Origin of the sequence: Amycolatopsis sp. NPDC049688 (assembly GCF_040674975.1) — a bacterium.
Classification (GTDB): domain Bacteria; phylum Actinomycetota; class Actinomycetes; order Mycobacteriales; family Pseudonocardiaceae; genus Amycolatopsis.
Map to the genome: position 1 here is coordinate 38,346 of NZ_JBFANY010000016.1, position 26,507 is coordinate 64,852.

26 protein-coding genes are annotated in these 26,507 nt (G+C 72.0%); 15 read left to right on the forward strand and 11 right to left on the reverse strand.

Annotated features, from left to right (window positions below; translation table 11 throughout):
* Positions 1 to 131: 131 nt before the first annotated feature.
* Both AB0J55_RS35955 and AB0J55_RS35960 read right to left on the reverse strand, forming a co-directional pair.
* Entirely contained in the window at positions 132 to 1,283 is a 1,152-nt protein-coding gene (locus tag AB0J55_RS35955) for an ATP-binding protein (RefSeq protein WP_364259070.1), read from the reverse strand.
* On the reverse strand, positions 1,280 to 1,942 hold the full coding sequence (locus AB0J55_RS35960; protein ID WP_364259073.1) for a response regulator transcription factor: 663 nt from the start codon (positions 1,940 to 1,942) through the stop codon (positions 1,280 to 1,282). The genes AB0J55_RS35955 and AB0J55_RS35960 overlap by 4 nt, the downstream gene beginning before the upstream one ends.
* A 111-nt stretch (positions 1,943 to 2,053) precedes the next feature.
* On the opposite strand from AB0J55_RS35960, the gene AB0J55_RS35965 reads away from it, so the two are divergent.
* The 6 genes from AB0J55_RS35965 to AB0J55_RS35990 all read left to right on the forward strand — a co-directional run bounded on the left by AB0J55_RS35965 (position 2,054) and on the right by AB0J55_RS35990 (position 8,487).
* Entirely contained in the window at positions 2,054 to 2,593 is a 540-nt protein-coding gene (locus AB0J55_RS35965; protein ID WP_364259076.1) for a hypothetical protein, read from the forward strand.
* The gene (locus AB0J55_RS35970; RefSeq protein ID WP_364259079.1) at positions 2,590 to 3,684 is read left to right on the forward strand and encodes a peptidoglycan-binding protein; all 1,095 of its coding nucleotides are present in this window, start codon (positions 2,590 to 2,592) and stop codon (positions 3,682 to 3,684) included. The genes AB0J55_RS35965 and AB0J55_RS35970 overlap by 4 nt, the downstream gene beginning before the upstream one ends.
* Complete coding sequence (locus AB0J55_RS35975; RefSeq protein WP_364259082.1) at positions 3,681 to 4,367, forward strand: ABC transporter ATP-binding protein; 687 nt, start codon at positions 3,681 to 3,683, stop codon at positions 4,365 to 4,367. The genes AB0J55_RS35970 and AB0J55_RS35975 overlap by 4 nt, the downstream gene beginning before the upstream one ends.
* Positions 4,364 to 5,569 carry an ABC transporter permease gene (locus AB0J55_RS35980; protein ID WP_364259085.1) on the forward strand — a complete coding sequence of 402 codons (1,206 nt, stop codon included), beginning with the start codon at positions 4,364 to 4,366 and terminating at the stop codon, positions 5,567 to 5,569. The genes AB0J55_RS35975 and AB0J55_RS35980 overlap by 4 nt, the downstream gene beginning before the upstream one ends.
* Positions 5,570 to 5,698: 129 nt before the next feature.
* Entirely contained in the window at positions 5,699 to 7,225 is a 1,527-nt protein-coding gene (locus AB0J55_RS35985; RefSeq protein ID WP_364259088.1) for an amidohydrolase family protein, read from the forward strand.
* A gap of 47 nt (positions 7,226 to 7,272) precedes the next feature.
* Complete coding sequence (locus AB0J55_RS35990; RefSeq protein WP_364259091.1) at positions 7,273 to 8,487, forward strand: glycosyltransferase 87 family protein; 1,215 nt, start codon at positions 7,273 to 7,275, stop codon at positions 8,485 to 8,487.
* On the opposite strand, the gene serC is transcribed toward AB0J55_RS35990, so the two are convergent.
* The 6 genes from serC to AB0J55_RS36020 form a co-directional block, all read right to left on the reverse strand.
* Positions 8,480 to 9,604: a phosphoserine transaminase gene (gene serC, locus AB0J55_RS35995; protein WP_364259094.1), complete on the reverse strand. Its 1,125-nt coding sequence runs from the start codon at positions 9,602 to 9,604 to the stop codon at positions 8,480 to 8,482. The two genes, AB0J55_RS35990 and serC, sit on opposite strands and share 8 nt — an antisense overlap.
* A 207-nt stretch (positions 9,605 to 9,811) precedes the next feature.
* Positions 9,812 to 11,152, reverse strand: coding sequence for a serine hydrolase domain-containing protein (locus tag AB0J55_RS36000; RefSeq protein WP_364259097.1), 1,341 nt, complete (start codon positions 11,150 to 11,152; stop codon positions 9,812 to 9,814).
* Positions 11,153 to 11,373: 221 nt separating this feature from the next.
* A complete protein-coding gene (locus AB0J55_RS36005) occupies positions 11,374 to 11,994 on the reverse strand; it encodes a response regulator transcription factor (RefSeq protein WP_364259100.1) in 621 nt (206 codons plus the stop codon).
* Positions 11,991 to 13,151 (reverse strand): sensor histidine kinase, encoded by a 1,161-nt coding sequence (locus AB0J55_RS36010; protein ID WP_364259557.1) that lies wholly within the window; start codon positions 13,149 to 13,151, stop codon positions 11,991 to 11,993. The genes AB0J55_RS36005 and AB0J55_RS36010 overlap by 4 nt, the downstream gene beginning before the upstream one ends.
* Positions 13,148 to 13,957, reverse strand: a complete 810-nt coding sequence (locus AB0J55_RS36015) for an ABC transporter permease (protein WP_364259103.1) — start codon at positions 13,955 to 13,957, stop codon at positions 13,148 to 13,150. The genes AB0J55_RS36010 and AB0J55_RS36015 overlap by 4 nt, the downstream gene beginning before the upstream one ends.
* Positions 13,954 to 14,793 (reverse strand): ABC transporter ATP-binding protein, encoded by an 840-nt coding sequence (locus AB0J55_RS36020; RefSeq protein ID WP_364259106.1) that lies wholly within the window; start codon positions 14,791 to 14,793, stop codon positions 13,954 to 13,956. Before AB0J55_RS36020 ends, AB0J55_RS36015 begins: the two co-directional genes overlap by 4 nt.
* A 200-nt stretch (positions 14,794 to 14,993) precedes the next feature.
* Here AB0J55_RS36020 and AB0J55_RS36025 point away from each other — a divergent pair, with 200 nt between their 5' ends.
* Positions 14,994 to 16,280: an SDR family oxidoreductase gene (locus AB0J55_RS36025; RefSeq protein ID WP_364259109.1), complete on the forward strand. Its 1,287-nt coding sequence runs from the start codon at positions 14,994 to 14,996 to the stop codon at positions 16,278 to 16,280.
* A gap of 14 nt (positions 16,281 to 16,294) precedes the next feature.
* Positions 16,295 to 16,897, forward strand: a complete 603-nt coding sequence (locus AB0J55_RS36030; protein ID WP_364259560.1) for a TetR/AcrR family transcriptional regulator — start codon at positions 16,295 to 16,297, stop codon at positions 16,895 to 16,897.
* A 7-nt stretch (positions 16,898 to 16,904) separates the two neighbouring features.
* On the opposite strand, the gene AB0J55_RS36035 is transcribed toward AB0J55_RS36030, so the two are convergent.
* Positions 16,905 to 18,053 carry a citrate synthase 2 gene (locus tag AB0J55_RS36035; RefSeq protein WP_361101828.1) on the reverse strand — a complete coding sequence of 383 codons (1,149 nt, stop codon included), beginning with the start codon at positions 18,051 to 18,053 and terminating at the stop codon, positions 16,905 to 16,907.
* Between the two features lie 289 nt (positions 18,054 to 18,342).
* On the opposite strand from AB0J55_RS36035, the gene AB0J55_RS36040 reads away from it, so the two are divergent.
* Genes AB0J55_RS36040 through AB0J55_RS36065 form a run of 6 tightly spaced genes read left to right on the forward strand, consistent with a single transcriptional unit; the run spans position 18,343 to position 22,735 of the window.
* Positions 18,343 to 18,645, forward strand: a complete 303-nt coding sequence (locus tag AB0J55_RS36040) for an urease subunit gamma (RefSeq protein WP_364259113.1) — start codon at positions 18,343 to 18,345, stop codon at positions 18,643 to 18,645.
* Positions 18,646 to 18,664: 19 nt separating this feature from the next.
* Positions 18,665 to 18,970 (forward strand): urease subunit beta, encoded by a 306-nt coding sequence (locus AB0J55_RS36045; RefSeq protein WP_364259116.1) that lies wholly within the window; start codon positions 18,665 to 18,667, stop codon positions 18,968 to 18,970.
* Position 18,971: 1 nt separating this feature from the next.
* The gene (locus AB0J55_RS36050) at positions 18,972 to 20,687 is read left to right on the forward strand and encodes an urease subunit alpha (RefSeq protein ID WP_364259119.1); all 1,716 of its coding nucleotides are present in this window, start codon (positions 18,972 to 18,974) and stop codon (positions 20,685 to 20,687) included.
* On the forward strand, positions 20,687 to 21,358 hold the full coding sequence (locus AB0J55_RS36055; RefSeq protein ID WP_364259122.1) for an urease accessory UreF family protein: 672 nt from the start codon (positions 20,687 to 20,689) through the stop codon (positions 21,356 to 21,358). Before AB0J55_RS36050 ends, AB0J55_RS36055 begins: the two co-directional genes overlap by 1 nt.
* Positions 21,348 to 22,031 carry an urease accessory protein UreG gene (ureG, locus tag AB0J55_RS36060; RefSeq protein WP_364259125.1) on the forward strand — a complete coding sequence of 228 codons (684 nt, stop codon included), beginning with the start codon at positions 21,348 to 21,350 and terminating at the stop codon, positions 22,029 to 22,031. The genes AB0J55_RS36055 and ureG overlap by 11 nt, the downstream gene beginning before the upstream one ends.
* Complete coding sequence (locus AB0J55_RS36065; RefSeq protein WP_364259128.1) at positions 22,028 to 22,735, forward strand: urease accessory protein UreD; 708 nt, start codon at positions 22,028 to 22,030, stop codon at positions 22,733 to 22,735. Before ureG ends, AB0J55_RS36065 begins: the two co-directional genes overlap by 4 nt.
* A gap of 104 nt (positions 22,736 to 22,839) precedes the next feature.
* Here the strand turns inward: AB0J55_RS36065 and AB0J55_RS36070 are convergent, their stop codons facing one another.
* Positions 22,840 to 23,949 (reverse strand): lipase family protein, encoded by a 1,110-nt coding sequence (locus AB0J55_RS36070; RefSeq protein WP_364259131.1) that lies wholly within the window; start codon positions 23,947 to 23,949, stop codon positions 22,840 to 22,842.
* Positions 23,950 to 24,037: 88 nt separating this feature from the next.
* Between AB0J55_RS36070 and AB0J55_RS36075 the strand changes: the two genes are divergently transcribed.
* Positions 24,038 to 24,748: a TetR/AcrR family transcriptional regulator gene (locus AB0J55_RS36075; protein ID WP_364259133.1), complete on the forward strand. Its 711-nt coding sequence runs from the start codon at positions 24,038 to 24,040 to the stop codon at positions 24,746 to 24,748.
* A 46-nt stretch (positions 24,749 to 24,794) separates the two neighbouring features.
* Here the strand turns inward: AB0J55_RS36075 and AB0J55_RS36080 are convergent, their stop codons facing one another.
* Positions 24,795 to 26,462 (reverse strand): hypothetical protein, encoded by a 1,668-nt coding sequence (locus tag AB0J55_RS36080; protein ID WP_364259136.1) that lies wholly within the window; start codon positions 26,460 to 26,462, stop codon positions 24,795 to 24,797.
* Positions 26,463 to 26,507: the final 45 nt, after the last annotated feature.

Genomic DNA, 26,507 nt, shown 5'->3' on the forward strand with positions numbered 1-26,507 from the left:
CATTTCGCGTCTTCCGCATCCTCGCCGAGCCAGGTCAGCGGCATTGGGGTGACACGCCGGACACGCAAAGTCACGATCGAGTGGATCGAGCAGGGGGCGGACTTGTCGACATCGCGAGGTCGCCGCGCCGGTCACGCCGGTGGCAGCCGGATCACCATCGCCAGGCCGCCGCGCCGCCCCGGCTGGGCCTCCGCGCTTCCCCCGTGCGCCTGCGCCACCGACCGGACGATCGACAACCCCAGCCCCGCGTTGCGTGTGTCCCCGGTCCGCTCCGCGCCTCCCAACCGCCGGAACGGCTCGAACAACGTCGGCACCGCCTCGGGCGGCACCACCGGTCCCGAGTTCCGCACCTCCAGCGCCGGGTCCCCGCGCACCTCCACGTACACCCACCCGCCCGAGGCGTTGTACGTGATCGCGTTGACCACCAGGTTCGTCACCAGCCGCTCCAGCAGGACCGGGTCGCCCGCCACCACCCGGGGGCGCAGCCGCGTCTCCACCGTCACCCCGGCCGCCGACGCCGCGGCCGACGTCGCCCGGACCACCGCCGCCGTCACCTCGTCCAAGCGGACCGGGGCGCGCGTGTGTAGGCCGCGGTCGCTGCGGGCCAGGACCAGCAGGCCCTCGATCATGCGCTCGCTGCGTTCGTTCGTGTGCAGCAGGTGCGTGCCGAGCTTGCGCAGCTCCGGCGGCACCTCGGGGTCGGCCATCGCGACCTCGATCAACGTCCGCTGGACGGCCAGGGGCGTCCGCAGCTCGTGGGAGGCGTTCGCGACGAACCGCTTCTGACTGTCGAACGACTCCGCCAGCCGGTCGAGCATGCCGTCGAAGGTGTCCGCCAGCTCCTTCAGCTCGTCGGGCGGGCCCTCCAGGTTGATCCGGCGGTCGAGCTTGCCCGCCTCCAGCCGCCGGGCCGTCGAGGTGATGTCGTGCAGCGGCCGCAGCGCCCGGCCCGCCATCAGCCAGCCGAACAGCACCGCCAGCGCCGCCGTCGCCACCAGCGCGATCGCCGAACCGACCACCAGCGTCGACAGCGTGGAAGAGCGGTAGGTGTCCAGCGAACCGCTGAGCAGCTGCACCGCCACGCCCGGGGAACCCACGACCGTGCCGGCCTGGGCGCCGTACAGCGCGTCGGCCGAGCCGATCGTCGTCGAGGCGACCCGGGCCGGGTCCGGCAGCGTGCTCTGCACCAGCAGGTATTCGATGACGACCAGGATCGTGCCGGCAAGCAGGAAGAGTCCGCCGTACCAGGCCGTCAGCTTCGTCCGGACGGACAGGCCGGTCACGGCGCGCCGAACCGGTAGCCCGCGCCCGGCACGGTCTCGATCACCGGCGGGTCACCCAGCTTGCGCCGCAACGTCATCACCGCGACGCGGACCGCGTTGGTGAACGGGTCCGCGTGCTCGTCCCACGCCTTCTCCAGCAGGTCTTCCGCGCTCACCACCGTGCCTTCGGCCCGCATCAGCACCTCAAGCACGGCGAACTCCTTCGGGGACAACAGCAGGAACCGGCCGTCGCGGGCCGCCTGGTGCCGCGGCAGGTCGAGCACGACGCCGTCGCGCTCCAGCACCGGCGGCAACGCCGGCCGCGCGCGCCGCGACAGCGCCTGGACCCGCGCCACCAGCTCGGCGAACGCGAACGGCTTCGTCAGGTAGTCGTCGGCACCGAGGCCCAGGCCGGCGACCCGGTCGGTGACGTCGGCGGCCGCGGTCAGCATCAGCACCCGCGCCTCGCCGCCCGCCCGGACCACGGCGGCGCAGACGGCGTCGCCGTGCACCTTCGGCAGGTCGCGGTCGAGCACCACGACGTCGTAGCCGTGCACGCCGACCCGCTCCAGCGCCTGTTCGCCGTCGTAACAGACGTCGACGGCCATCGAGAAGCGCCGCAACCCCTCCGCGACCGAGTCGGCCAGCAACCGCTCGTCCTCCACCACCAGCACCCGCACCCGCCCAGTCTGCGCAGGCGGGCCATAAGGACCGCATAAGCGACGCCGCTTAGCGCGCCCGAATCCCCCGATCCGTAGACCTGGCAGCCGACCGGACGAAAGGAGCGAGCGATGCGGACACGGATCGTCGTCGCGGCGATCGGGGCGGCCCTGCTGCTCGGGGGCTGCGGCGCGAAGACCGACGACGGGTCGAAGGTCGCCTCGATCTCGACGCCGCCGAAGAGCGGTGGCCCCACAGCTGCCGACAACAGCGGCAAGAGCGACGAGGACAAGATGCGGGACTTCGCCAAGTGCATGCGCGAGCACGGCGTCGACATGCCCGACCCGAAGCCGGCCGGGGACGGCAAGGGAGGGACGATCGCGATCCAGGGCGTCGCGCCTGGCGACGGAAAGCTCGATGCCGCGTCGAACGCGTGCAAGCACCTCATGCCCAACGGCGGCGAGATGAAGCCGCCGAGCGCCGAGGAACTCGACAAGATGCGCAAGGACGCCAAGTGCATGCGGGACCACGGCATCGACATGCCGGATCCCGATCCGAGCGGCAAGGGTGCGACGCGGATCGGCGGGCCGGGCGACGACCCGAAGAAGTTCGAAGAGGCCGCCAAGGCGTGCGGGCTCGGCATGAGCGTCGGTTCCCAGGCGGGCAAATGACCGACGTGACCCACCTCAGGCCGCGCCGCCGCGGCCGGACGCGCTGGTTCGTCGCCGGTGCCGTCCTGGTCGTGGTGCTGGGCACCAGTTCCGTCGTGATCCTCACGCGGGTGTCGAGCGCGACGCCGGTGAAGGAGGCCGCGCCGCCGCCGGTCGAGACCGCCGAGGTCGTCAAGACCGACCTCAGCGAAGAAGAGGAGGCCGACGGCACCCTCGGCTACGGCGACGAGTCGGTCGTCGGCGGCCGCAAGCCCGGCACGATCACGTCGCTGCCGGACGCGGGTGCCACGCTGACCCGCTGCAAGCCGGTGTACGGAGTGGACGCGAAGCCGGTGCCGCTGTTCTACGGCACGTTGCCGTTCTACCGCGACCTCGCCGCGGGCGTGGACGACGGAGCCGACGTCAAGCAGCTGGAGGAGAACCTCAAGGCGTGCGGGTTCGGCGGGTTCGGCACGCCGGACAAGAAGTTCACCGCGGCGACCGCGGCCGCGCTGAAGAAGTGGCAGAAGTCCCTCGGCCTGGAGCAGACCGGCTCGTTCGGCCAGGGTGACGTCGTGCTGGCGGCGGGCGAGCTGCGGGTTTCGGCCGTCCCGGCCAAGCTCGGTTCGCCGGCTCAGGGCGAGGTGGTCAAGACGACCGGCACCGTCCGTTCGGTGCAGGTCAAGCTCGACGCGGCCAAGCAGGGCCTCGCCCAGCAGGGCGCGAAGACGTCGGTCACGATCAACGAGAAGACGACGACGGGCACGGTCACCGACGTCGGGCGGACCGCCGTCGAGGGCAAGGACCAGGCGGGCCAGGACGACGGCAAGCCCAAGATCACCGTGACCGTCCGGCTCGACGACCCGGCCGCCGCCGGCTCGCTCGACTCGGCCCCGGCGAGCGTCCGGTTCACCAAGGACGTCCACGCCGGCGTGCTCGCGGTCCCGGTCGGCGCCCTGCTGGCGCTCGCCGAAGGCGGGTACGCGGTCGAGGTCGACGAAAACGGGCAACGCCGGCTGATCGCTGTCCAAACCGGACTGTTCAGCGGCGGGAAGGTCGAGGTCACCGGAACCGGGCTGGCCGCGGGCATGCGGGTGGTGACGACGTCGTGACGCCCGTCCTGCGCGTGCACGAGGTCACGCGCACCTACCCCGGCGGGGTCGCCGCGCTCGACGGCGTCTCGCTGTCGCTGGAAGACGGCGAGATGGTGGCGATCGTCGGGCCGTCCGGCTCCGGCAAGTCCACGTTGCTGCACCTGATGGGCACCCTCGACCGGCCGTCGTCGGGCCGGGTGGAACTGCACGGCCACGACGTCGCCGCGCTGCCCGACCGCAAGGTCTCGGCGCTGCGCTCGCGCTGGATCGGGTTCGTGTTCCAGCAGTTCTTCCTCGACGAAGGGATGAGCGCGGTGGACAACGTGTGCACCGGCCTGCTCTACGCCGGGGTGCCGCGGCGACAGCGGCGCACGCGGGCGCTGGCCGCGCTCGACCGCGTCAAGCTGGGACACCGGGCGTGGCACCGGCCCGGCGAGCTCTCCGGCGGTGAACGCCAGCGGGTCGCCATCGCGCGGGCGGTGGTCAACGACCCGGCGATCCTGCTGGCCGACGAGCCGACCGGCAACCTCGACACCGGCACCGGGGCGTCGGTGCTCGCGCTGCTGGGGGAGCTGTCCGCCGACGGCACCACGATCGTCGTGATCACCCACGACCGCGAGATCGCCGCGGGCATGCCGCGCCGGATCGAGCTGCTCGACGGGCACCTGCGGCTCGACACCGGCCTGGCAGGTGCGCGATGACTCTGGTGAAACTGCCCGAGCCGGCCCGGCTGAAGCCACCGGACGTCGTCGCGCTCGGCGCGCACGGCATGCGGACGCGGCCGGTGCGCGCGGTGCTTTCCGCACTGGGCATCGCGATCGGCGTCGCCGCGATGGTGGCGGTGCTGGCGATCCCGGCGTCCGGCGCCCAGGCCCTGCACGACCGGCTGGCCGCGCTCGGCACGAACTTGCTCACCGCCGGGCCGGGGCAGACGCTGTTCGGCAAGAACGCCGTCCTGCCGGACAACGCCGTCCCGATGGCCAAGCGCGTCGGCCCGGTCCAGGCCGCCGCCGGCACCGGGACGACGTCCGCGAGCGTCCGGCGCAGCGACAAGATCGCGCCGGACGACACCTCCGGGCTCGCGGTGTACGCGGCGCGGCCGGACCTGCTCGGCGTGCTCGGCGGCAAGGTGCGGGCGGGGGCGTTCCTGGCCGCCGGCAACCAGGACTACCCGGTGACGGTGCTCGGTTCCCAGGCCGCGGCCCGCCTCGGCATCGACCACATCGATCCGGCGCGCCCGCCGCAGGTGCTCATCGGGACGCGGTGGTTCACCGTCGTCGGCATCCTCGCGCCGATGCCGCTGGCCCCGGAGATCGAGCGGTCGGTGCTGGTCGGCTGGGACGTTGCGAAGCGGCTGCTGGAGTTCGACGGCCATCCGTCCACTGTGTACGTCCGCGCCGAAGAGTCCTCAGTGGACGCCGTCCGGTCGGTGCTGGCCGCGACGCTGAACCCGCAGGCGCCGAACGAGGTCGAGGTGCGCCGCCCGTCGGACGCCCTCGCCGCGCAGAAGCTGACCGACACGACCTACAGCGCGCTGTTCCTCGGGCTCGGCGGGGTCGCCCTGCTCGTCGGCGGCGTCGGGGTGGCGAACACGATGGTCATCTCGGTGCTGGAGCGGCGGCGCGAGATCGGCCTGCGCCGGGCGCTCGGGGCGACGAAACGGCAGATCCGCGGGCAGTTCCTGGCCGAGTCGGTGCTGCTGTCCGGGTTCGGCGGGCTGGCGGGGGTGCTGGCCGGGGTCCTGGTGACGGCGGGGTACGCGCTGAGCCAGGGGTGGCCGGCGGTGCTGCCGTCGGCGGCGCTGGCCGGCGGCGTGGGGGTCGCGGCGCTGGTCGGGGCGGTGGCGGGGGCCTACCCGGCGGTGCGGGCGGCGCGGCTGGCGCCCACGCGCGCGCTGGCCTGAGGGTGCACGAATGCCGGGTGACGAGTTACGCGTCACCCGGCATTCAGCACGCTGGAAGATCTCGGCTCGATCGGTGCGGTGTTGGATTGAGGCTGCGGGGGAGGGAGCCGATCGAAGGGCGGGACGGCAGTGCTGCGAACCGAGGCGAACCGGCGTGACTTCCTGCGGTGGCTGGCGACGGCGGGAGCGGGCCTGGCCGCCGCCGGGGTCGCGCCCGCCGTGTTCGCGCAGGAGGCCGCGGCCGCCGGCACCGGCGTGGTGGTGGTGACCGGGGCGACCCTGATCGACGGCACCGACGGCCCGGCCCGGCCGGACTCCGCCGTCGTGCTGGTCGGGGACCGGATCGCCTGGGTCGGCCCGGCGGCCGACGTGCCGCCGTGCGGCAGCGCCCGCGTCGTCGACGGCCGCGGCCGCTACCTCGTGCCGGGCCTGTGGGACATGCACGCCCACGGCATCGACTACGAAGACCTCTGGCCGCCGCTGTTCCTGGCCAACGGCGTCACCGGCATCCGCGAAATGCAGGGCTACGACGAAAACCGCGTCACCCGGGACAAGATCGCCCGCGGCGAGCTGCTCGGCCCGCGGGTCGTGCTGGCCAGCGCGATCATCGACGGCCCGGTGTCGCTGCTCGGCCCGCCGGTCGTCAAGGTCGCCGACGCCGCCGAGGCGCGGGCTGCGGTCCGGACCGCGATCGCCCAGCGCTCGGACTTCGTCAAGGTGTACTTCTACCTGCCGAAGGACGCCTTCGCTGCGATCGCCGACGAATGCCGGCGCCACGGCCTGCCGTTCGCCGGGCACTGGCCCTACCGGCTCCGCCTGCTCGACGCCGCCAAGGCCGGGCAGCGCAGTTTCGAGCACCTCTTCGGGCTGCCGATCGCGACGTCGAGCCGCCGGAACGAGATCCTCGCCCGGCTCGACGCGACACCGTTCGACCCGAAGGCCCCGCGCGACTTCTTCAACCTGGCCCGCGAGCTCGACCGGCAGGCCGCGCAGGCGTACGACCCGGCCGCGGCGGCCGAGCACTTCGCCGGGCTCAACACCTACGGGAGCCGGCTCAGTCCGACGTTCACGGTCAACCGGGTGATCTCGCGGCCCGCCGACGCCTACGCGCACGACCCCCGGCTCAAGTACGTCTCGCAGGACATCCGGGACCTCTGGGCGGACCGGCTGCCGCTGTTCACCCCGGTCACCGCCGCCCAGGCCGCCCAGCAGGAGGCCTACTTCGAGGCGCAGCTGCGGCTCGTCGGGGAGGCGCACCACGCCGGCGTCGGGATCCTCGGCGGGACCGACTGCCAGAACCCGTACGTCTTCCCGGGATTCAGCCTGCACGACGAGCTCGGCTGGCTGGTCGAGGCCGGGCTGAGCCCGCGGCGGGCGCTGCAGGCGGTGACCCGCGACGCGGCCGCCTTCCTCGGCCGGGCGCACACCGCCGGGACGATCACCCCCGGCAAGGAGGCCGACCTGGTGCTGCTCGACGCCGACCCGCTCGCCGACATCGCCGCGGTCCGCCGGGTCGACACGGTCGTCACCGCCGGCCGCGTCCTCGGCCGGGCCGACCTCGACCGGCTGCTGGCCGACGCCGAAGCCGCGGCGAGCCGTCCGGTCACCGCGGCGAACGCCAGGTCAGTGCGGTTGCCGGTGCACGGCTGCTGCTGAGCCCCGGGTAATCTCGGCCGGTCGAAGACCTGGCTCGAGGGGGCGCGTTGACTGGGCGGAAGCTGGCGTGGTCGCTCGCCGTACTCGAAATCGCCGCTGTGGTCCTGGTGCTCGTGCTGAAGCGCTTCGACGGCCTCGACCTCGAGGTCTACCTCGGCGGCGCGAAGGCGCTGGCCGAGCAGGGCTCGCCGTACGACGCCTGGGTGCCGACCACGCACCGGATCCTGCTGCCGTTCACCTACACGCCCTTCGCCGCCGCGGTGTTCCTGCCCGGCACGCTGCTGCCGTTCGCGGTGACGATGAAGCTGGTCAGCATCGCGTCGATCCTCGCGACCGGCGTGGTCGCCTACCTCTACGTCGCCACGCTCAACGGCTCGCTCACCGACGCCTCGAAGGTCCGGGGACGGACGGTGGCCGCGCTGGTCGCCATCGGCGCGCAGCTCGCCGGCGCGCTGCTCGAACCGGTGCGTTCGACGCTGGGCTTCGGGCAGATCAACGCGCTGCTCATGGTGCTGGTGGTGCTCGACGTCCTGCTGCCCGGCGAGCGGAAGCGCACGAAGGGCCTGCTGATCGGGGTGGCCGCGGCGATCAAGCTGACCCCGGCCGTGTTCGTCGTCTACTTCCTGGTCCGCCGCGACTTCCGGGCGGCCGCGCAGGTGGCCGGCGGGTTCCTGGCGGCCGGCGCGCTGCTGTGGCTGATCCGGCCGTCGGCGTCGTTCACCTACTGGACCAAGCTGGTCTTCGACGCGGGCCGCATCGGCGGCGTCGACTACGTCGGCAACCAGTCGCTGCACGGCCTGGTCGTGCGCGCCGGCCTGCCGGAGTTCGGCTGGGTGCTGGCCGCGCTGGCCGTGATGGCCCTGGTCGCGGTGGTCATCGCGCGCGCCGAGCCGGTGCTCGGGCTCACCGCCTGCGCGCTCGGCGGGCTGCTGGTTTCGCCGATCTCGTGGACCCACCACTGGACGTGGTGCGTGCCGCTCCTGGTGCTGGCCGGGTGGTACGCGTGGCGCTTCGACCGCGCGATCCGGTGGGTGGCGGCCGCGGTCGTCGCCGCGGGACTGGCGTTGTTCATCGCGGGCCCGATGTGGTTCGCCCCGCGCCCGGCGCCGTCTTTCGGCTGGTGGCTGGCGACGGAGTCCTACGAGCTGTTCGCCCTGGTCCTGCTGGTGCTCGCCGCGTTCGGCGCCCGCCGCCTGGGCACGAAGAAGGGGACCCCCGCCGCGGCGGCGGAGGCCCCCTCCAAGGAGCCTCAGGTCAGCTGAGCCGCTCGACCACGTACTCGATGGCCTGCGTCAGCTTGGTGACGTCGTCCGGGTCGATGGCCGGGAACAGGCCGACGCGCAGCTGGTTGCGGCCGAGCTTGCGGTACGGCTCGGTGTCGACAATCCCGTTGGCGCGCAGCACCTTCGCCACCGCGGCGGCGTCGACGTCGTCGTTGAAGTCCACCGTGCCGACGACCTGCGAGCGCAGCTCCGGGTCCTTGACGAACGGCGTGGTGTAGCTCGTCTTCTCGGCCCACTCGTACAGCCGCGACGAAGAGTCCTTCGTGCGCGAAGTCGTCCAGGCGAGGCCGCCCTGGCCGTTCATCCACTCGATCTGCTCGGCGAGCAGGAACAGCGTGGCCACGGCCGGGGTGTTGTACGTCTGGTCCTTGCGCGAGTTGTCCAGCGCGGTGGTCAGCGACAGGAACTCCGGGATCCAGCGGTCGCTGCCGCCGATCTCGCCGATCCGCTCGACCGCGGCCGGGGAGGCCAGCGCGATCCAGAGGCCGCCGTCCGCGGCGAACGACTTCTGCGGCGCGAAGTAGTAGACGTCGAAGTCCTCGGCCTTGACCGGGAGACCACCGGCGCCGGAGGTGGCGTCGATCGCGACCAGGGCGCCTTCGCTGCCTTCGGGGCGGCGCACGGGCACGGCCACGCCGGTCGACGTCTCGTTGTGCGCCCAGCCGACCAGGTCCGCACCGGCTTCGTAGGCGATGTCGGGCGCGCTGCCCGGCTCCGCCTTGACGACGATCGGGTCGGCCAGGAACGGCGCGCCCTTGGTCACGGTGGCGAACTTCGAGGAGAACTCGCCGTAGGTGAAGTGCTGCGCGCGCTCGCGGACCAGGCCGAAGGCGGCCGCGTCCCAGAACGCCGTGGTGCCGCCGTTGCCGAGGATCACCTCGTAGCCCTCGGGCAGGGAGAACAGCTCGGACAGGCCCGCCCGCACGCGTCCGACGAGGGACTTGACCGGCTTCTGCCGGTGCGACGTGCCGAGGTAGGTGGAGCCGGACTCCGCCAGCGCACTCAGCTGCTCGGCGCGGACCTTCGACGGTCCGCAGCCGAAGCGGCCGTCGGCCGGCTTGAGGTCTGCGGGGATGGTCAACTCAGCGTCGGTCATGTGGTCAGTCTCTCAGGTCGGGATACGGCTGGTGAAGGGGGTTATTCCGCGTTCAGCATGTGGAACGCTGGGCCGGACGGCGGCATCGGGGCAGGTCGCCGTGGGGGTAAAAACACGGTTTCCGTCGTGGCGTCCGCCCGGTAGCTTCACGCCGTTGTGAAGGCCCCGCTCACCACCCTGGGGGTGTGAGCGGGGCCCGTCAACCTCTCACCGCCAGTTCTCGACGCCGCCCGGGACCGGCGCGGCCGGGTCGTACGGCGTGCGCGTGAAGATGAACGTCGCCAGGTCGAGGTGGGTGGCGACGCCCTCGGCGTTCCGGCCGACTTCGAGCGTCTCCCCGGCGTAGTAGGCGTCGAGGCCGACGTAGGTGTCCTTGCCGACCGGGCGGAAGCGCGAGCTGCGCCCGGCGCCCTCGACCGGGGCGAGCAGCAGCAGGCCGTCGGCCTGCAGGCGCAGGTGGTAGGGCGTCGGGCCCCAGTGCCAGAGGCCGGTCAGCGCGAGCAGCTCCGGGTCGGCGGGCGACGGCAGCCACTCGGCGGGCAGCCGCGGCTCCAGCTCGTCGGTCATCGTGATGAGGTCGAGGCAGAGCTGGGTGATGCCGACGCCGGACGTCGAGTTGGCGAGCACCAGCGCGCCGGTCTGCGCGGCCGGGTCGACCAGCGTCACGGCGAGGAACCCCGGCATCGAGCCGGTGTGCCCGGCGAACCGGCGGCCCTGGTAGCGCACGAGCATCAGGCCGAGGCCGAACCCGGTCGTCCAGACGTCGGTGTCGTCGACGGTGACCATGGTCCGCATCTCGGCGACGGTCTCCGGCGCCAGCACGCCGCCGGTGTCGCCGCCGAGGAAGGCCGTCCAGCGGCCGAGGTCGTTCGCCGTGGACCACAGCTGCCCGGCGGGGGCCATCGCGCCGGCGTCCGGGCTCGGTTCGGGCAGCAGGACGTCGGCGAAGGGGTGCACGGCGAAGCCCTCGGCGTGCGCGCCGACCGGGTGCGGGGTGGTGCGGGTCATCCCGAGCGGGCCGAGGACCTCCTCGTCGAGCACGGAGAGCCAGCTCTTGCCGCGGTGGCGCGCGAGGAGCTCGCCGAGGACGCCGTAGCCGACGTTCGAATAGTGGAACCGCGCGCCGGGCCGGTGTTTGGTCGCGCCTTCGGCGAGGCTGGCGACCAGGGCGTCCCAGTCGGCGCCGGGGGTGCGTTCCCACCACAGACCGGGCGATTCGGACGTCAGGCCGGAGGTGTGGGACAGCAGCTGGGCGACGGTGGCGGCGCCGAACGGCGTGCCGGGGACGTGCTTTTCCAGGGGGTCGTTGAGGTCGAGGAGGCCCTCGTCGCGCAGCCGCATGACGGCGGTGGCGACGAGCGTCTTGGTGATCGACCCGAGCCGGTACTGGGTGTCGGTGCCGGGTTGTTCCTCGCCGACCCGCCCCCGGCCACCGGACCAGACGATCCCACCGTCCCGCACCACGGCGGCGACCAGCGAAGGAGCCCGGCAGACGGCCTGCTCGTGGGCGATCCGGCGGAGGAGAGCGTGTTCGGTCGAGGCAAGCATGGGGGCATTCTGCCGCGCTCCCGCGCCCGAAGCAGGTCCTGCCCGCGCGCAAAAGGTCAACTCGCGTGATTGAAGGGCCAACTCGCGTGATTGAAGGGTCGACACGCGTGATCAGAGGGTCGACACGGTGTGGGCGCCGGCTGCGGCCGTGTCGACTTCCCAATCACGCGTGTCGGCTTTCCAATCACGCGTGTCGACCCTTCCGGCACGGCCGGGTGGGGTCAGCCGAGCAGGTTGCGGGACATCGCCGTGGTCACCGCGGCGGTGCGGTCCGAGACACCGAGCTTGCCGAACACGCGCAGGAGGTGGGTCTTCACCGTCGCTTCGCTGATGTGCAACGCGCGGCCGATGTCGGCGTTCGTGCCGCCCTTCGCCACCAGCCGCAATACCTCCACCTCGCGCGCCGACAGCGGCTGCGGTTCCGGGTTGCGGACCCGGTTGACCAGCTTCCCGGCCACCGACGGCGCCAGCACCGTCTCCCCGCGGGCCGCCGCGCGGATCGCGTTCGCCAGCTCCGCGCGGGAGGCGTCCTTCAACAGGTAGCCCGACGCGCCGGCCTCCACCGCGCGCAGGATGTCGGCGTCCGTCTCGTACGTCGTGAGCACGACGATCCGGCGGCCGGGCTGCTCGCGCAGGATGCGCCGGGTCGCGCCGACGCCGTCGAGGCCGGGCATCCGCAGGTCCATCAGCACGACGTCGGGCTCGGCGACGCGGTCGAGCGCGACGGCCTCGTCCCCCGAGCCCGCCTCGCCGACGACCGTCAGGTCCGCCTCGGCTTCGAGCATGCCGCGGAGGCCTTCGCGGACGACGGGGTGGTCGTCGACGAGCATGACGCGGATCAAGCCGGCACCTCCAGGGTGAGTTCGGTGCCGCTGGGGCCACTCCGGACGCTCAGTGTGCCACCGACCTGCTCGGCCCGTGACCGCATCCCGCGCAGCCCGAACCCGGTGGCGTGCTCGGGATCGAAGCCGGTGCCGTCGTCCCGTACCGACAGCCGTACCGAACCGTCCACAACGGACAAGCGGATCGACACCGCCGACGCCGCCGCGTGCCGGCGGACGTTGTTGAGCGCTTCCTGCGCGCCCCGCAGCAGGACCACTTCGCCCGCCATGCCGATCGACGGGAGACCACTGTCCACTTCGTACCGGACCGGCACGCCCGTCTCGTCGGCCAAGCGGTCGGCCTGCCGCCGGACGGCGTCGACGAGCGAGCCGGCCGCGAGGTCGGCGGGGGCCAGCGCGGCGACCATCGCGCGGGCCTCGGTGAGGTTCTCGCGGGCCGTGCGCGCGGCCAGCTCCGCGTGCCGCCGCGCCGCCGCCGGGTCGGTGTCCAATTCGGACTCGATGGCCTGGGCGAGGGTGACGATGCTGGTGAACCCCTGGGCCAGCGTGTCGTGGATCTCCCGGGCGAGCCGTTCGCGCTCGGCGGCGGTGCCCGCCTCCCGCGAGAGGCGGGCGACCTCGGCCTGGCTCGCTTCGAGTTTCGCGATCAGGTCCGCGCGGCCCCGGCTCTCTTCGATGACGTGCCCGATGAACTTGCCGCACAGCACGCCGAAGACGACCAGGATCGCCGTCATCGGCAGCATGATGTGCAGCGTCGGGCCGGTGAACCCGTTGTTGACGATGGCCGCCGCGGGGTTGGCCAGGATGGCGATCGTGGTGAGGACGGCCGCCGGCCTGAACTCGAGCGTCGAGAACAGCAGCGGGCAGGCCATGAAGAGGATGAACCCGGACGTCCCCTCGGCGACCATGGCCACCGCGACCAGCACCAGAACCAGGACGGCGAACACCCACCGCTGCGGCAGCGACGAGTCGTCGTCCCGGACCAGCCGGCGGCCCCAGGCCAGGTAGCTCAGCGCGAGCGCGGTGAGCGCCCCGGCCGCGACGGCCGTCCGCTTCGGCTCGGCGCCGTCGAGGATCACCAGCGTGGTCGTGGCCAGGTACGCCACCGCGAAGAGGATCTCCCAGAGCCAGTTGAACCGGTCCCAGGCGTCCTTCACTTCGTGTCGGTCCACCGGAAGGTCAGCCGCGCCAGCACCGCTCCCACCACGCACCAGATCCCCAGCACCAGTGCCACCCGCGGAAGTTCCCATGCCCCGGCCATCTCCATCCTCACGGCGCCGTCCGGCAGGAACACCGACCGGAACCCCTGGCAGATCCACTTCAGCGGGAAGAACGACGCGATGTCCACCATAACTTTCGGCAGGTTCGTGATCGGCGAGACGAACACGCCGGAGATGAACTGCAGCACCAGATACAGCATCTGCACGATGGCGACCGCGCCGTTCGTGGACTTCGCCAGCGAGCTGATCGCGATCCCGAGCAGCGTGCACGAGACGATGCCGAGCGCGAACACCCACAGCAGCGTCAGCCACTTGGCCGGGTCCGACGGCAGCTGCAGCCCGAACAGCAGGACGGCGACGCCGGCCATCAGCACCGTCTGGGCCAGGCTCGACACCGCGACCAGCACCATCTTGCCGACGAAGTAGGACGCCGGCGGCATCGGCGTGCCGCGCAGGCGCTTGAGCGCCCCGGTCTCGCGGTCGGCCGAGACGCCGGTCGCGATGCTGTTGAACGACGTCGACACGATGCCGGAGCCGATCATCCCGGCCGCCAGCAGCTGGCCGGAGGTGACGCCGTCGAGCTTCGTCGGACCGTCCAGGATGGACCCGAGCAGGATCATCAGCACCGCGGGCAGGGAGAAGGTGAACACCACCTGTTCCTTGTGCCGGAAGAACTGCCGCAGCTCGGTGCCGCCGCGAGCCAGCCCGAGTGACAGCGGGCCCGGCAGGATTAGGGTGGTCATGCCTTGTCTCCGATCAGGTCCAGGTAGATGTCCTCCAGGCTCGGCCTTGTCACCGTCAGCCCGGCGAGCTCTCGACCCCCAGCCGAGAGTTCGGTGACGAGCTTGGTGGGGTACGCGGTGCGCTCGACGTGCTCGCCGCGTCCGTCGGTCCAGCGCACGGTGGCTTCGGCGGCGGCCCGGCCACCGAGGTTCTGCGGGGTGTCCTGGGCGACGATCTCGCCCCGCGCGATGACCGCGACCCGGTCGGCGAGCGCTTCGGCCTCGTCGAGGTAGTGCGTGGTCAGCAGGATGGTGGTGCCCTCGGCGGCGAGGTCGCTGATCAGCGCCCAGAACTGCCGCCGCGCCTCCGGGTCGAAGCCGGTCGTGGGTTCGTCGAGGAAGAGCAGCTCGGGACGGCCGATGATGCCGAGGGCGACGTCGACGCGACGGCGCTGGCCGCCCGAGAGCGCCTTGACCCGGGTCCGGGCCTTCTCGGTGAGCCCGACCTTGTCGATCACCTCGTCGGGGTCGCGCGGGTCCGGGTAGTACTTCGCGAAGTGCCGGACGGTCTCGGCGACGCTCAGCTCGGCGGCGTCGGTCGCCGTCTGCAGGACGATGCCGAGCCGCGACCGCCACGCGCGCCCGGCCTTGCCGGGGTCCTCCCCGAGCACGGTGACCTCGCCGGACGTCCGCTGCCGGTGGCCTTCGAGGATCTCGACGGTGGTGGTCTTGCCGGCGCCGTTCGGGCCGAGCAGGGAGAACACCTCGCCCGGGGCGATGTCGAGGTCCAGCCCGGCCACGGCGAGGTGACCCGGGTACTGCTTGCGCAGGCCGCGCACGCTCACTGCTGTGGTCATGGCTCAAGCCTGGCCCGGGCGGGCGCGGGATCCGACCAACGCCCGGCTGAATCCGGCTGTCCACCGTTCGGTGGACACCGGCGCTTGGTTCCACGGGAAACCACGAAAACGCTGTCATATCAGCAAAATCCCGAGCATCCGCGCCCGCGGAACCGCCGCGCGGGTGAACCCATTGTTGACAGGTTGTCTAACATGACAGAATGTCTCACAAGTGGGTGACCGCCAGCGACGGTGTCCGCCTCTCCGTCACCATCGACGGCCGGAGCGACGGGCCCACGGTCGTGCTCGTGCACGGCTACCCGGACAACAGCTCGATGTGGGACGGGGTAGCCGCGTCCCTGCGGGTGAAACACCGGGTCGTCACCTACGACGTCCGGGGCGCGGGACAGTCGGACAAGCCGTCAGGACGCGCGTCCTACCGGCTGGACCAGCTGGCCGACGACCTCCGCGCCGTCGTCGAGGCGGTGCAGCCGACCGGCAAGGTGCACCTGGTCGCCCACGACTGGGGCTCGATCCAGACCTGGCACGCCGTCACCGGCGACGGCCTGCGCGGGCGGATCGCCTCCTACACCTCCCTCTCGGGCCCGAGCCTCGACCACGCCGGCGCGTGGTTCCGCGCCCAGCTGCACCGCCCGACACCGAAGCGGCTCAAGAACGCGCTGAGCCAGTTCCTGCACTCGTGGTACATCCTCGCGTTCCAGGTCCCGCTGATCCCGGACCTGCTGTGGCGCACGGGCTTGCTGGGCAAGCAGATCCAGCGGATGGAACCGGACGCGGCACCGCCGGAGAAGTCCGACGGCCTGCACGGGCTGCAGCTCTACCGCGCCAACATGTTCACCCGGCTGTCGCGGCCCGCGCCCCGGCCCGCCGACGTCCCGGTGCAGGTGCTGGCCCCGACCGGCGACGCCTACGTCACGACGGCGCTGCAGACCGAGATCGCCCGCTGGGTGCCGGACCTGCGGGTCCGCCGGATCGTCGGGACGCACTGGGTGACCCGGGCGCGGCCGGACGTGGTCGCCGCCGCGGCCGCCGAGCTGGTCGAATACGCCGAAACCGGGGTCGAAAGCCGCGGGCTGCGCCGGGCGCGGGTGGACGCCGGGCCGTTCGAGCACCGGCTCGTCGTGGTCACCGGCGCGGACAGCGGGATCGGCCGGGCCACCGCGCTGGCCTTCGCCGAGCAGGGCGCGGACGTCATCGTCGCGGACGCAGCCGGTGCCGGAGAAACGCTGAAGCTGCTGGAAAACCACGGCGTCGCCGAGTACACAGTGGACTCTTCGGACGGCGAGGCCGTGCACCGCTTCGCCGAGCGGGTCCGCGCCGAGCACGGTGTCCCGGACATCGTGGTCGACGATGCGGGTCTCCACGGGTCCCGCGCGTTCGCGCCGATGCTCGCCGAGCGCGCCGAAGGCGGCCGGGTCCTCACCCTCGCATCGGCGGCCGTGCTGCGGGAAATTCTGCGTGCCGCGGAAAAGGGCCTCGCTCCGTGAGCCGGCCGCGGCGGATGTCACCGCAGGCCCGCCGGGACGACCTGATCCGGGCCGCGCTCGACCTCTTCGGTTCGCGGGCGCCGGAGCTGGTCACGGTGGACGACATCGTCGCCCGCGCCGAGGTGTCGCGGCCGTTGTTCTACCGGTACTTCTCCAGCCTGCGGGAACTGCAGGTGGAAGCCCTGCGCACGGTCACCGACGGGCTGATCGACGGCCTGGCCGGGCTCGAGGAGGGGCCGCCCGAGACCCGGCTGCGCGCCGCCGTCCGCGGCCTGATCGACGTCGCTGACCACTACCGCGCGGGGTACATCGCGTTGCTGCGCAGCGGCTCGGTGATCGCGACGTCCGAGACGGACGCGGCGATCGACGAGGTCCGCAACCGCGCGGTGGCCCTGATCCTGGACGCTCTCGGCGTCGCCGAGCCGTCACCGCTGCTGTCGCTGACCCTCCGCTGCTGGACGGCCGTCGTCGAGGGTGCCCTGCTGAGCTGGCTGCAGGAACGCAGTGTCGCCCGGGAAGACCTCGACACCTGGCTCGTCGACCAGCTCACGGCCATGCTCGGCGCCACCGCGCAGCACGAACCGGCCGGCACCACGGGGGTACCGGCCGGTTCGTGAACGAGCGTCAGTGCTTGGTGACCAGCTCCCAGCCCTCGACGTCCTCGGGGCTGCGCGGCGCCGGGCCGACGTACTTGGCCGACGGCCGGACCAGGCGTCCGGTGCGCTTCTGCTCCAGGATGTGCGCGGCCCAGCCGGCGGTGCGGGCCGAGCTGAACATCGCGGGCATCATGTGCGGCGGAACCTGGGCGAAGTCCAGGATCACCGCGGCCCAGAACTCGACGTTGGTCTCGATCGGGTGATCCGGGCGCCGCTCGCGCAGCTCCTTCAGCGCGGCCTGCTCCAGCGCGGCGGCCGCCTCGTAGCGGGTCGCGCCGAGCTCCTGGCAGGTCCGGCGCAGCACGCGGGCCCGCGGGTCCTCGGCGCGGTAGACGCGGTGGCCGAAGCCCATCAGGCGTTCCTTGCGGTCGAGGATGCCCTTGACCAGGCCCTCGGGGTCGCCGGTGCGTTCGACTTCTTCGATCATCGGCAGCACGCGCGCCGGGGCGCCGCCGTGCAGCGGGCCCGACATGGCGCCGATGGCGCCGGACATGGCGGCCGCCACGTCGGCGCCGGTCGAGGCGATGACGCGGGCGGTGAAGGTCGAGGCGTTGAGGCCGTGCTCGGCGGCCGACACCCAGTAGGCGTCCAGGGCCTTGACGTGCGCGGGGTCCGGCTCGCCGCGCCAGCGGACGAGGAACCGCTCGGTGATCGAGTGGGCCTCGTCGACGCGGGTCTGCGGTACCGCGGGCTGGCCGATGCCCCTCGCCGACTGGGCGACGTAGGACAGCGCCATCACCGAGGCGCGGGCCAGCTGCTCGCGGGCCTCTTCGTCGGTGATGTCGAGCAGCGGGCGGTAGCCCCAGATCGGGGCGAGCATGGCCAGCGCGGCCTGGACGTCCACCCGGACGTCGCCGGTGTGCACCGGCAGCGGGAACGGCTCGGCGGGCGGGAGGCCGTGACCGAACCGGCCGTCCACGAGAAGGCCCCAGACGTCGCCGAAGGTCACCTTGCCGGCAAGGTCCTCGATGTCGACGCCGCGGTAGCGCAGGGCACCGCCGTCCCGGTCGGGTTCGGCGATTTCGGTGTGGAAGGCGACGACGCCTTCCAGACCCGGTCGGAAGCCGTCGTCGGGTTGGCCGGACGGCTGTGGCTTGCTGATCGTGGAGGTAGTCACTGTTTCGCGGAACCTTTCGGTGCGCTTTTCCCCGGCTGGTTGGTGCTGGTCGCGCGGTTGGGACAGAGCGCACTGAACGCGCGCCACATCGCACGGATGGATAGACCTTGCTCTCTTGACCGGCCAGTGGCAATCGAAAGAAGCGGTGGTTTCGGTCACGATTACGAGAACGATTCAGTCACACGCCGGGCCAGGCCGGAGAATTTTCACCACTCAGTGTGACGAAGACCAGGTAAATCCTGTGTTTCCGAACCAGGCGATCCCGCGTTACGGGTGATAGACCTAGCGGATGCACCTCAGCCCGCAGGAGCGCGACAAGCTGCTCATCCACGTGGCGGCGGACGTCGCGCGGAAGCGGCTGGACCGCGGCGTCCGGCTCAACTACCCCGAGGCGGTCGCGCTGATCACCGACCACGTCCTCGAGGGTGCCCGCGACGGCCGGACGGTCAGTGAACTGGTCGCCAGCGGCCGGACCGTGCTCTCCCGGGCGCAGGTGCTCGACGGTGTGCCCGAAATGGTCGACTATGTGCAGGTCGAGGCCACTTTCCCGGACGGCACGAAGCTCGTCACCGTGCATGACCCGATCGTGTGAATCTGTGAGGAGCAGCGGCGTGCGCCCTGGCGAGATCATCCCCGGTGCCGAGCCGGTCGAGCTGAACCCCGGCCGGCCGCGCGTCCGGCTGCTGGTGCGGAACCTCGGCGACCGGCCGGTGCAGGTCGGTTCGCACTACCACTTCGCGGCCGTGAACCCGGGCCTCGAGTTCGACCGGGAGGCCGCCCGCGGCCACCGGCTCGACGTCCCGGCCGGGACGTCGGTGCGGTTCGAGCCGGGTGTCGAGCGCGAGGTCGACCTGGTGCCGCTGGCCGGCGCGCGCCGGGTCCCCGGCCTGCGGTCCGAATACTCCGGGGAGTTCTGAAATGCCGCAGATCGACCGCGAGCGTTACGCCGAACTGTTCGGCCCGACCACCGGCGACCGGATCCGGCTCGCCGACACCGACCTGCTGATCGAGGTCACCGAGGACCGCTCGATGGGGCCCGGCGGCTCCGGCGACGAGGTGCTCTTCGGCGGCGGCAAGGTCATCCGGGAGTCCATGGGCCAGGGCACGGCGACCCGGGCCGAGGGCGCACCCGACCTGGTCATCACCGGCGCGGTGATCCTCGACCACTGGGGTGTCGTGAAGGCCGACGTCGGCGTGCGCGACGGCCGGATCGTCGGCATCGGCAAGGCGGGCAACCCGGACACGATGGACGGCGTCGACCCGGCCCTGGTGATCGGGCCGTCCACGGAGGTGCTGTCCGGCAACGGCAAGATCCTCACCGCCGGCGGCATCGACTGCCACGTCCACTTCATCTGCCCACAGCTCGTCGACACGGCCTTGGCCGCCGGGCTGACCACTTTGGTCGGTGGCGGCACCGGGCCCAACGAGGGCACGAAGGCCACGACCGTCACGCCCGGCGCGTGGAACCTGGGCCGGATGCTGTCCGCCATGGACGGTTACCCGATCAACGTCCTGTTGCTGGGCAAGGGGAACACCGTCCGGCCCGAGGCGCTGCGCGAGCAGCTGGCGGCGGGTGCCGGCGGGTTCAAGCTCCACGAGGACTGGGGCACCACCCCGGCCGCCATCGACGCGTGCCTGACCGTGGCCGACGAGGCCGGGGTCCAGGTGGCCATCCACACCGACACGCTGAACGAGGCCGGCTTCCTGGAATCCACTGTGGACGCCATCGGCGGCCGTTCGATCAACGCGTACCACACCGAAGGCGCCGGCGGCGGGCACGCGCCGGACATCATCCAGGTCGTCTCGCTGCCGAACGTGCTGCCGTCGTCGACCAACCCGACTCGCCCGCACACCGCGAACACCCTCGACGAGCACCTCGACATGCTGGTGGTCTGCCACCACCTCAACCCGTCGGTGCCCGAGGACCTCGCCTTCGCCGAAAGCCGGATCCGGCCGACCACGATCGCCGCCGAAGACGTGCTGCACGACATGGGCGCGATCTCGATGATGAGCTCGGACTCGCAGGCGATGGGCCGGATCGGCGAGGTCATCATCCGGACGTGGCAGACGGCGCACGTGATGAAACGTCGTCGCGGCGCCCTGCCCGGCGACGGCGCGGCCGACAACCTGCGCGCGCGTCGCTATGTCGCCAAGTACACGATCAACCCGGCCATCGCGCACGGCATGGAGACCGAGATCGGGTCGGTCGAGGTCGGCAAGCTCGCGGACCTCGTGCTGTGGGAACCGAAGTTCTTCGGCGTCCGCCCGCACGTGGTGCTGAAGGGCGGCTTCCCGGCGTGGGCGGCGATGGGCGACGCGAACGCGTCCATCCCGACGCCGCAGCCGGTCCTGGCGCGGCCGATGTTCGGCGCTTCGATCGGGGCGGCCTTGAGCCTGCACTTCGTCGCGCCGTCCGCTTTGGACAGTTCGCTGCGCGAGACGTTCGGCATCACGCGCCCGCTCGTCGCCGTCTCGGACATGCGGTCGCGGACGAAGGCGGACATGGTGCTCAACGACGTCACGCCGGACGTCCGCGTCGAGCCGGACAGTTTCGCGGTGCACGTCGACGGCGAGCTGATCGAGCCGCAGCCGGTGACCGAACTGCCGATGGCGCAGCGGTACTTCCTGTTCTGATGGACCTCTCGGCGCTGATCCTCGCGGACTCCCGGTTTCCCGGCGGGGGACACGTCCACAGTGGCGGGCTGGAGGAAGTCGTTTCCCGCCGGCTGGTGACTTCGGTGCGGGACCTGCCGGGGTTCCTTTCCGGACGGTTGCGGACGGCGGGATTCCTGGCGGCGGTTTTCGCTGCCGCTTCCGCGCACGCGGCGGCCGCCGGCGGGGACTGGTCGCTTTTGGACAGTGAGCTGGACGCCCGCACGCCGTCAATCGCGCAGCGCGAGGCGTCTCGGGCGCAAGGCCGCGGAACCGCGCGTGCCGGGCGGATCGCCTGGCCCTCGCCGGTTCTGGAGGGACTGCTGGCCGCGACCCCGCGGCCGCACCACCCGATCGTGCTGGGTGCGCTGGTCGGCGTCGCGGGCGGCTCGCCGTACGACGCGGCGATGGCTGTCGCCTACCTGTCGGTGAGCGGCCCGGCGAGCGCGGCTGTGCGCCTGCTGGGGCTCGATCCGTTCGCCGTCAACGCCGTGGTCGCGCGGCTGGACCTGGCGGCGGTCTGTTCGGCCGCGGCCGCCGTGGCGGGCGACGACCCGGCGTCGCTGCCGTTGCCGGGGTCGCCCGCGTTGGATCTGTTCGCCGAGGCCCACGCCCGGCACCACCGAGAAGAGGTGCGTCTCTTTGCCAGCTGAAGGCCACGGCCACTTTCACGCGGTCAGCTTCGACCCGACGGTCAGCGAACCGGACCACTACGACCCGGCGCCCGCCGCGGGCCGCGCGTACCGGATCGGCATCGGCGGCCCGGTGGGCTCGGGCAAGACGGCGCTCACCGCGGCGTTGTGCCGCGCGCTGGGCGACGAGATCAACCTCGCGGTGGTCACGAACGACATCTACACCACGGAGGACGCGGACTTCCTGCGCCGGGCGGGGGTGCTGGACCCCGAGCGGATCGAGGCGGTCCAAACCGGAGCTTGCCCGCACACGGCGATCCGCGACGACATCACGGCGAACCTCGACGCGGTCGAGCGGCTGGAGGAGAAGTTCCCGGGCCTGGACCTGGTGATCATCGAGAGCGGCGGCGACAACCTGACGGCGGTGTTCAGCCGCGGCCTGGCGGACAGCCAGATCTTCGTCGTCGACGTGGCCGGCGGCGACAAGGTCCCGCGCAAGGGCGGCCCCGGCGTCACGACGGCGGACCTGCTGGTGATCAACAAGACCGACATCGCCCACCTGGTGGGGGCGGACATGACGGTGATGACGTCGGACGCGCACCGGATGCGGGGATCGTTGCCGGTGATCACGCAGTCGCTTGTGGACACTCCGGACGCGCCCGAGGTGGCCGGCTGGGTCCGTTCCCTCCTGTGAAGGCCCACGCCCGGCTGACGGCGTGCTTCGACGGCTCGCGCACGGTGTTGCGGGAGCTGCGCTCGATGGCGCCGCTGACGTTGTTCCCCCGCCGTGGCCGCGGACCGGCGGCGGTGGTGCACCTGGTCAACTCGGCGACCTCGCCCCTGGGCGGGGACGACCTGCTGCTGTCCGTGCGGGTCGGACCGGGCGCTTCGCTCCGGTTGTCAGGGGTGGCGGCTACGCTGGCCCTGCCGGGTCTGCACGGCGAGGCATCTTTGTCCACTGTGGATGTCGTGGTGGAGCCGGGCGGGTCGTTGGAGTACCTGCCGGAGCCGACGGTGGTGACGGCCCGGGCCCGGCATTCGGCGGTGTTCCGGGCTGTGTTGGCGCCGGACGCGTATCTGCACACGCGGGAGGTGCTGGTGCTGGGGCGGGCCGGGGAGAAACCGGGTTCGCTGACGACTGCGCTGTCGGTCACGCGGGGCTCGGTGCCGGTGCTGCGCCAGACGCTTTCGGTGGGGGACGCGGGCTTGGACGGGAGCCTGGCGGTGCTGGCGGGCCGCCGGGTGCTGGCCACGGACCTCGTGGTGGGCGGGCCGGAACTGCCGGCAGCTTCGGGTGAATGGTGGTCCCGGACGCCGCTCGCCGCGGGCGGAACCTTGGTGACTTCCCTGGCGCCGGACGCCGTGACGGCGATGAAGGGGCTGGGCGAGGCGTTCTGAGCAGCCCCCGTTTTCCACGCTACCGGGAGGCACCGACAGTTCCCGGTGACTCGCGCCGCTCGCCGGGGAGGACCCCCTGCGTCCCTCCCCGGCGAGCGGAACACTCAGAACTTCGTGCCGAGCCAGCTCATCGCCGCCGGGCCGCCGATCGACACGCCGGCGATGTGCTCCAGCAGCGGGAACTCCTGCCACGTCACCTTCGCGCCGAGCGCCTTCCAGCGGTCGCGCAACCCCGTTCCCACGCTGAACGGGATCAGCTCGTCCAGCGTCCCGTGGTACAGGTACACCGGGGCTTTCGGCGCCGTCGTGCCCAGGTAGTTCGAAGCCAGCCGGGCCTGCCAGTGCGGCTCGTGGATCGGGTCCGGCACCGTCACGAAGTCCTGCAGGTGCGCGAACGGCGCCGCCGCGCCCAGCTCCACCGTGCACGCCTGCGACACCCGGGCCACCGCCTCGCGGCCGCGGTCGTTCAGGATCGACGCGAACGGCACGTCCGGGTACGCCGCCGCGAAGCCCGTTGCCGCACCGAGGACCAAGCCGAACGCCGCGCCGCCGTCGTTCGACGCGAACACCGCGTTCAGGTCCGCCGGGACGCCGCCCGCCGTCACGCCCACCACGTTCAGCGAAGGCGCGTACGTCTCCTGCAGCTCGGCCGCCCACGCCGCCGCTTGGCCGCCCTGCGAGTAGCCGAACACGCCCACCGGGCCCGACGGCGACAGCCCCGCGCCCGTCACCCGGGACGCCGCGCGCGCCGCGTCGAGCACCGCGCGGCCTTCGGACTGGCCGACCGCGTACGTGTGCGTGCCCGGCGTTCCCAGTCCTTCGTAGTCGGTGACGACGACCGCCCAGCCCTGCGTCAGCGCCTGCGCCAGCAGCGCGCTTTCGTTCTCGATGCCGTGGGCCAGCAGGTTCGACGGCGCGCACTGGTCGCCGAGGCCGTGCGTGCCGACCGCGTACGTGATCAGCGGGCGCGGGCCGCCGCGCAGCCACGGCGTCGGCGGCACCAGCAGCGTGCCGGAGACCGCGTTCGGCGCGCCGGTCGCCGACGTCGAGCGGTAGCGGAGGTGCCAGGCCCTGACCGGGGCCGGGAAGGGGCCGACGAACACCGTCGTCGGCTGCTGTTCCAGCAGGACCCCCGGTTCGGCCTGCGCCGTGGGTGCCGTGGGGACGGCTGCCGCGAACAGGAGCGCGACGGCGACCAGTAACCGACGAAGCATCGTTGCCTCCGGTGTTTGGTAATCGAGGTTTTCACAATTTAGCCAGGCCGGTAGGATCCGGCAATCCCTCGGAAGGAGGAGACCACCGTTGGCTCGCACGTACGGCGGCGTCGCACCCGAACAACGTCGCGCCGACCGCCGCGAGCGGCTGCTCACGGCCGGGCTCGAGCTGTTCACCACCGCCGGCTTCCGGCAGACGAAGATCACCGAGATGTGCGCCCGCGCCGGCGTCTCGACGCGGAACTTCTACGAGGAGTTCACCGGCAAGGAGGACGTGCTGCGCATCCTCCACGACCGGATCAACAGCCTTGCCCTCGAACACGTCACCGCCGCGCTCGGCAAGGTCGCCGAAGCCGACGCCATGACCCGCATCGCCACGCTGCTCGACGTCTTCATCGACACGGTCACCGTCGACCCCCGGCTGCCGCGGCTCAACTACGTCGAAGCCGTCGGCGTCAGCGCGGAGCTGGAGCAGCAGCACCAGGTGTGGGTCGACCGCTGGGCGGCCTTCATCGAGACGGAGGCGCGCCGCGCGGCCGCCCACGGCGCCGCGCCCGACCGCGACTACCGGCTGACGGCGATCGCCCTGGTGGGGGCGGCCACCGGACTGCTGCGCGAGTGGCAGGCGCACGAGCCGCCGCTGCCCGTCGAGGACGTCGGCGCGGAACTGCGCGCCCTGATGCTGGCGGCCATCATGCGGCCGGAAAAAATCTTGGATATCCCGGGCAACCCCGGCGGGGCCCCGGACGTGAAGGAGTCGAGCCGGGAGGGGGAACCGGGGGGAGGCCGGCTCACGTGAGGGCCCTTTCCCGGCTGCGGACGCCGGGAAAGGGCCCTCACGGACCTTACGGGGTCCGCGGGGCCGGCAGGCCCAGGTCGACCGGGCCGGCCGTCCGGCACATGTCGTGGCACGTGTCGTCCAGCGTGCAGCACAGGGAACAGATCGGGCCGTCCTGCTTGGCGCAGTCGGCGACGTCCGGCAGTTCGTACGGGTCGCCGCAGGCCGAGCAGGTGTGCGTCGCCCGCAGGTCGGCACCTTCGACCGCGACCGTGTTCTCCCGCGCCAGGTAGTACTTCCCGCGGGTGGCCACCGCGAGCGTCGGTACCGAGACGATGGCGATGACCAGGGCGAGCAGCGGGCTGAACGCGGCCAGGAACGGCCCGAACGCGCCGAAGTACGCCACGATCGACACCGCCGACGCGACCACCATCGAGCCGAACCCGACCGGGTTGATCTTGTGCAGGTAGGCCCGCTTGAACTCGATGTAGCGCGGCGAGAGGCCCAGCGGCTTGGCGATCACCAGGTCGGCGCAGACCGCGCCGATCCACGCGATGGCGACGTTCGAGTAGAAGCCGAGGATCTTGTTCAGGAACCCGAACGCGCCGAACTCCATCAGCGCGAGCGCGATCCCGCAGTTGACCAGCACGTACCAGACCCGGCCGGGGTGCCGGTGCAGCACGCGGGAGAAGAAGTTCGCGAACGACAGCGAGCCGGAGTAGGCGTTCGTCGTGTTGATCTTGATCTGTGAGACGACGACGAACAGCGCGGCGAACGTCAGCGCCACCGGCCCGAGCGCCGGCTTCACCGCTTCCAGGTACGGCGCGATCGGCTCCAGCGCGTGCGCCTTCCCGACGACGCCGAGCGCGAGGAACGCCAGCAACGCGCCGCCGATCTGCTTCGCGGCGCCGAGGATCACCCAGCCTGGCCCGGCGGCGAGCACCGCGGCCCACCACGACCGCTTGTTCTCCGCCGTCTTCTCCGGCATGAACCGCAGGTAGTCGGCCTGTTCGCCGATCTGCCCGATCAGCGACAGGGCGACACCCATCCCGAAGCCGAACCCGATCGCGGAGAACCCGGCGCCGGCGCCCTCGGTACCGCCGAAGTGGGTGAATTCCGCGAACCTGCCGGGCTCGCGGACGAGCACGACGACGAACGGCAGCACCAGGCCGGCGATCCACAGCGGCTGCGTCCAGGTCTGCATCTTCGCCACCGCGCCCATGCCGTAGAGGGCGAAGGGCAGCACGATGAGCGTGGCCAGGAGGTAGCCGACAGGCAGCGGGATGCCGAGGGCGAGCTCGAACGCCTGGCCCATGATCGAGCCTTCGAGCGAGAAGAAGATGACGGTGAAACTCGCGTAGACGAGCGACGTCAGCGTCGACCCGAAGTAGCCGAAGCCGGCGCCGCGGGTCAGCAGGTCCATGTCCACTCCGGACTTCGCGCAGGCGGCCGCGATGGGCACGCCGGTCACGAAGATGACGACGGCCGCGGCGAGGATCGCCAGCACGCCCGAGGTGAAGCCGTAGGAGAGGACGATGCTGGCGCCGATCGCGAAGTCGGCGAGGTAGGCGATGCCGCCCAGCGCCGTCGTCGCGACCACGAACGGGGACCATTTCCGGAACGAATGGGCGGCGAAGCGCAGTGAGTAGTCCTCGCGGTTTTCGTTCGCCGCGAGCGGGGCGTACCGGCGTTTCGGCGGGGCACTCTTTTCGGCGCTGGACAGGGTCTCGGTCATGCCTGCCTCCGGGGGTGGTGGGGAACGGGCCGAAGGTAGGTGCGT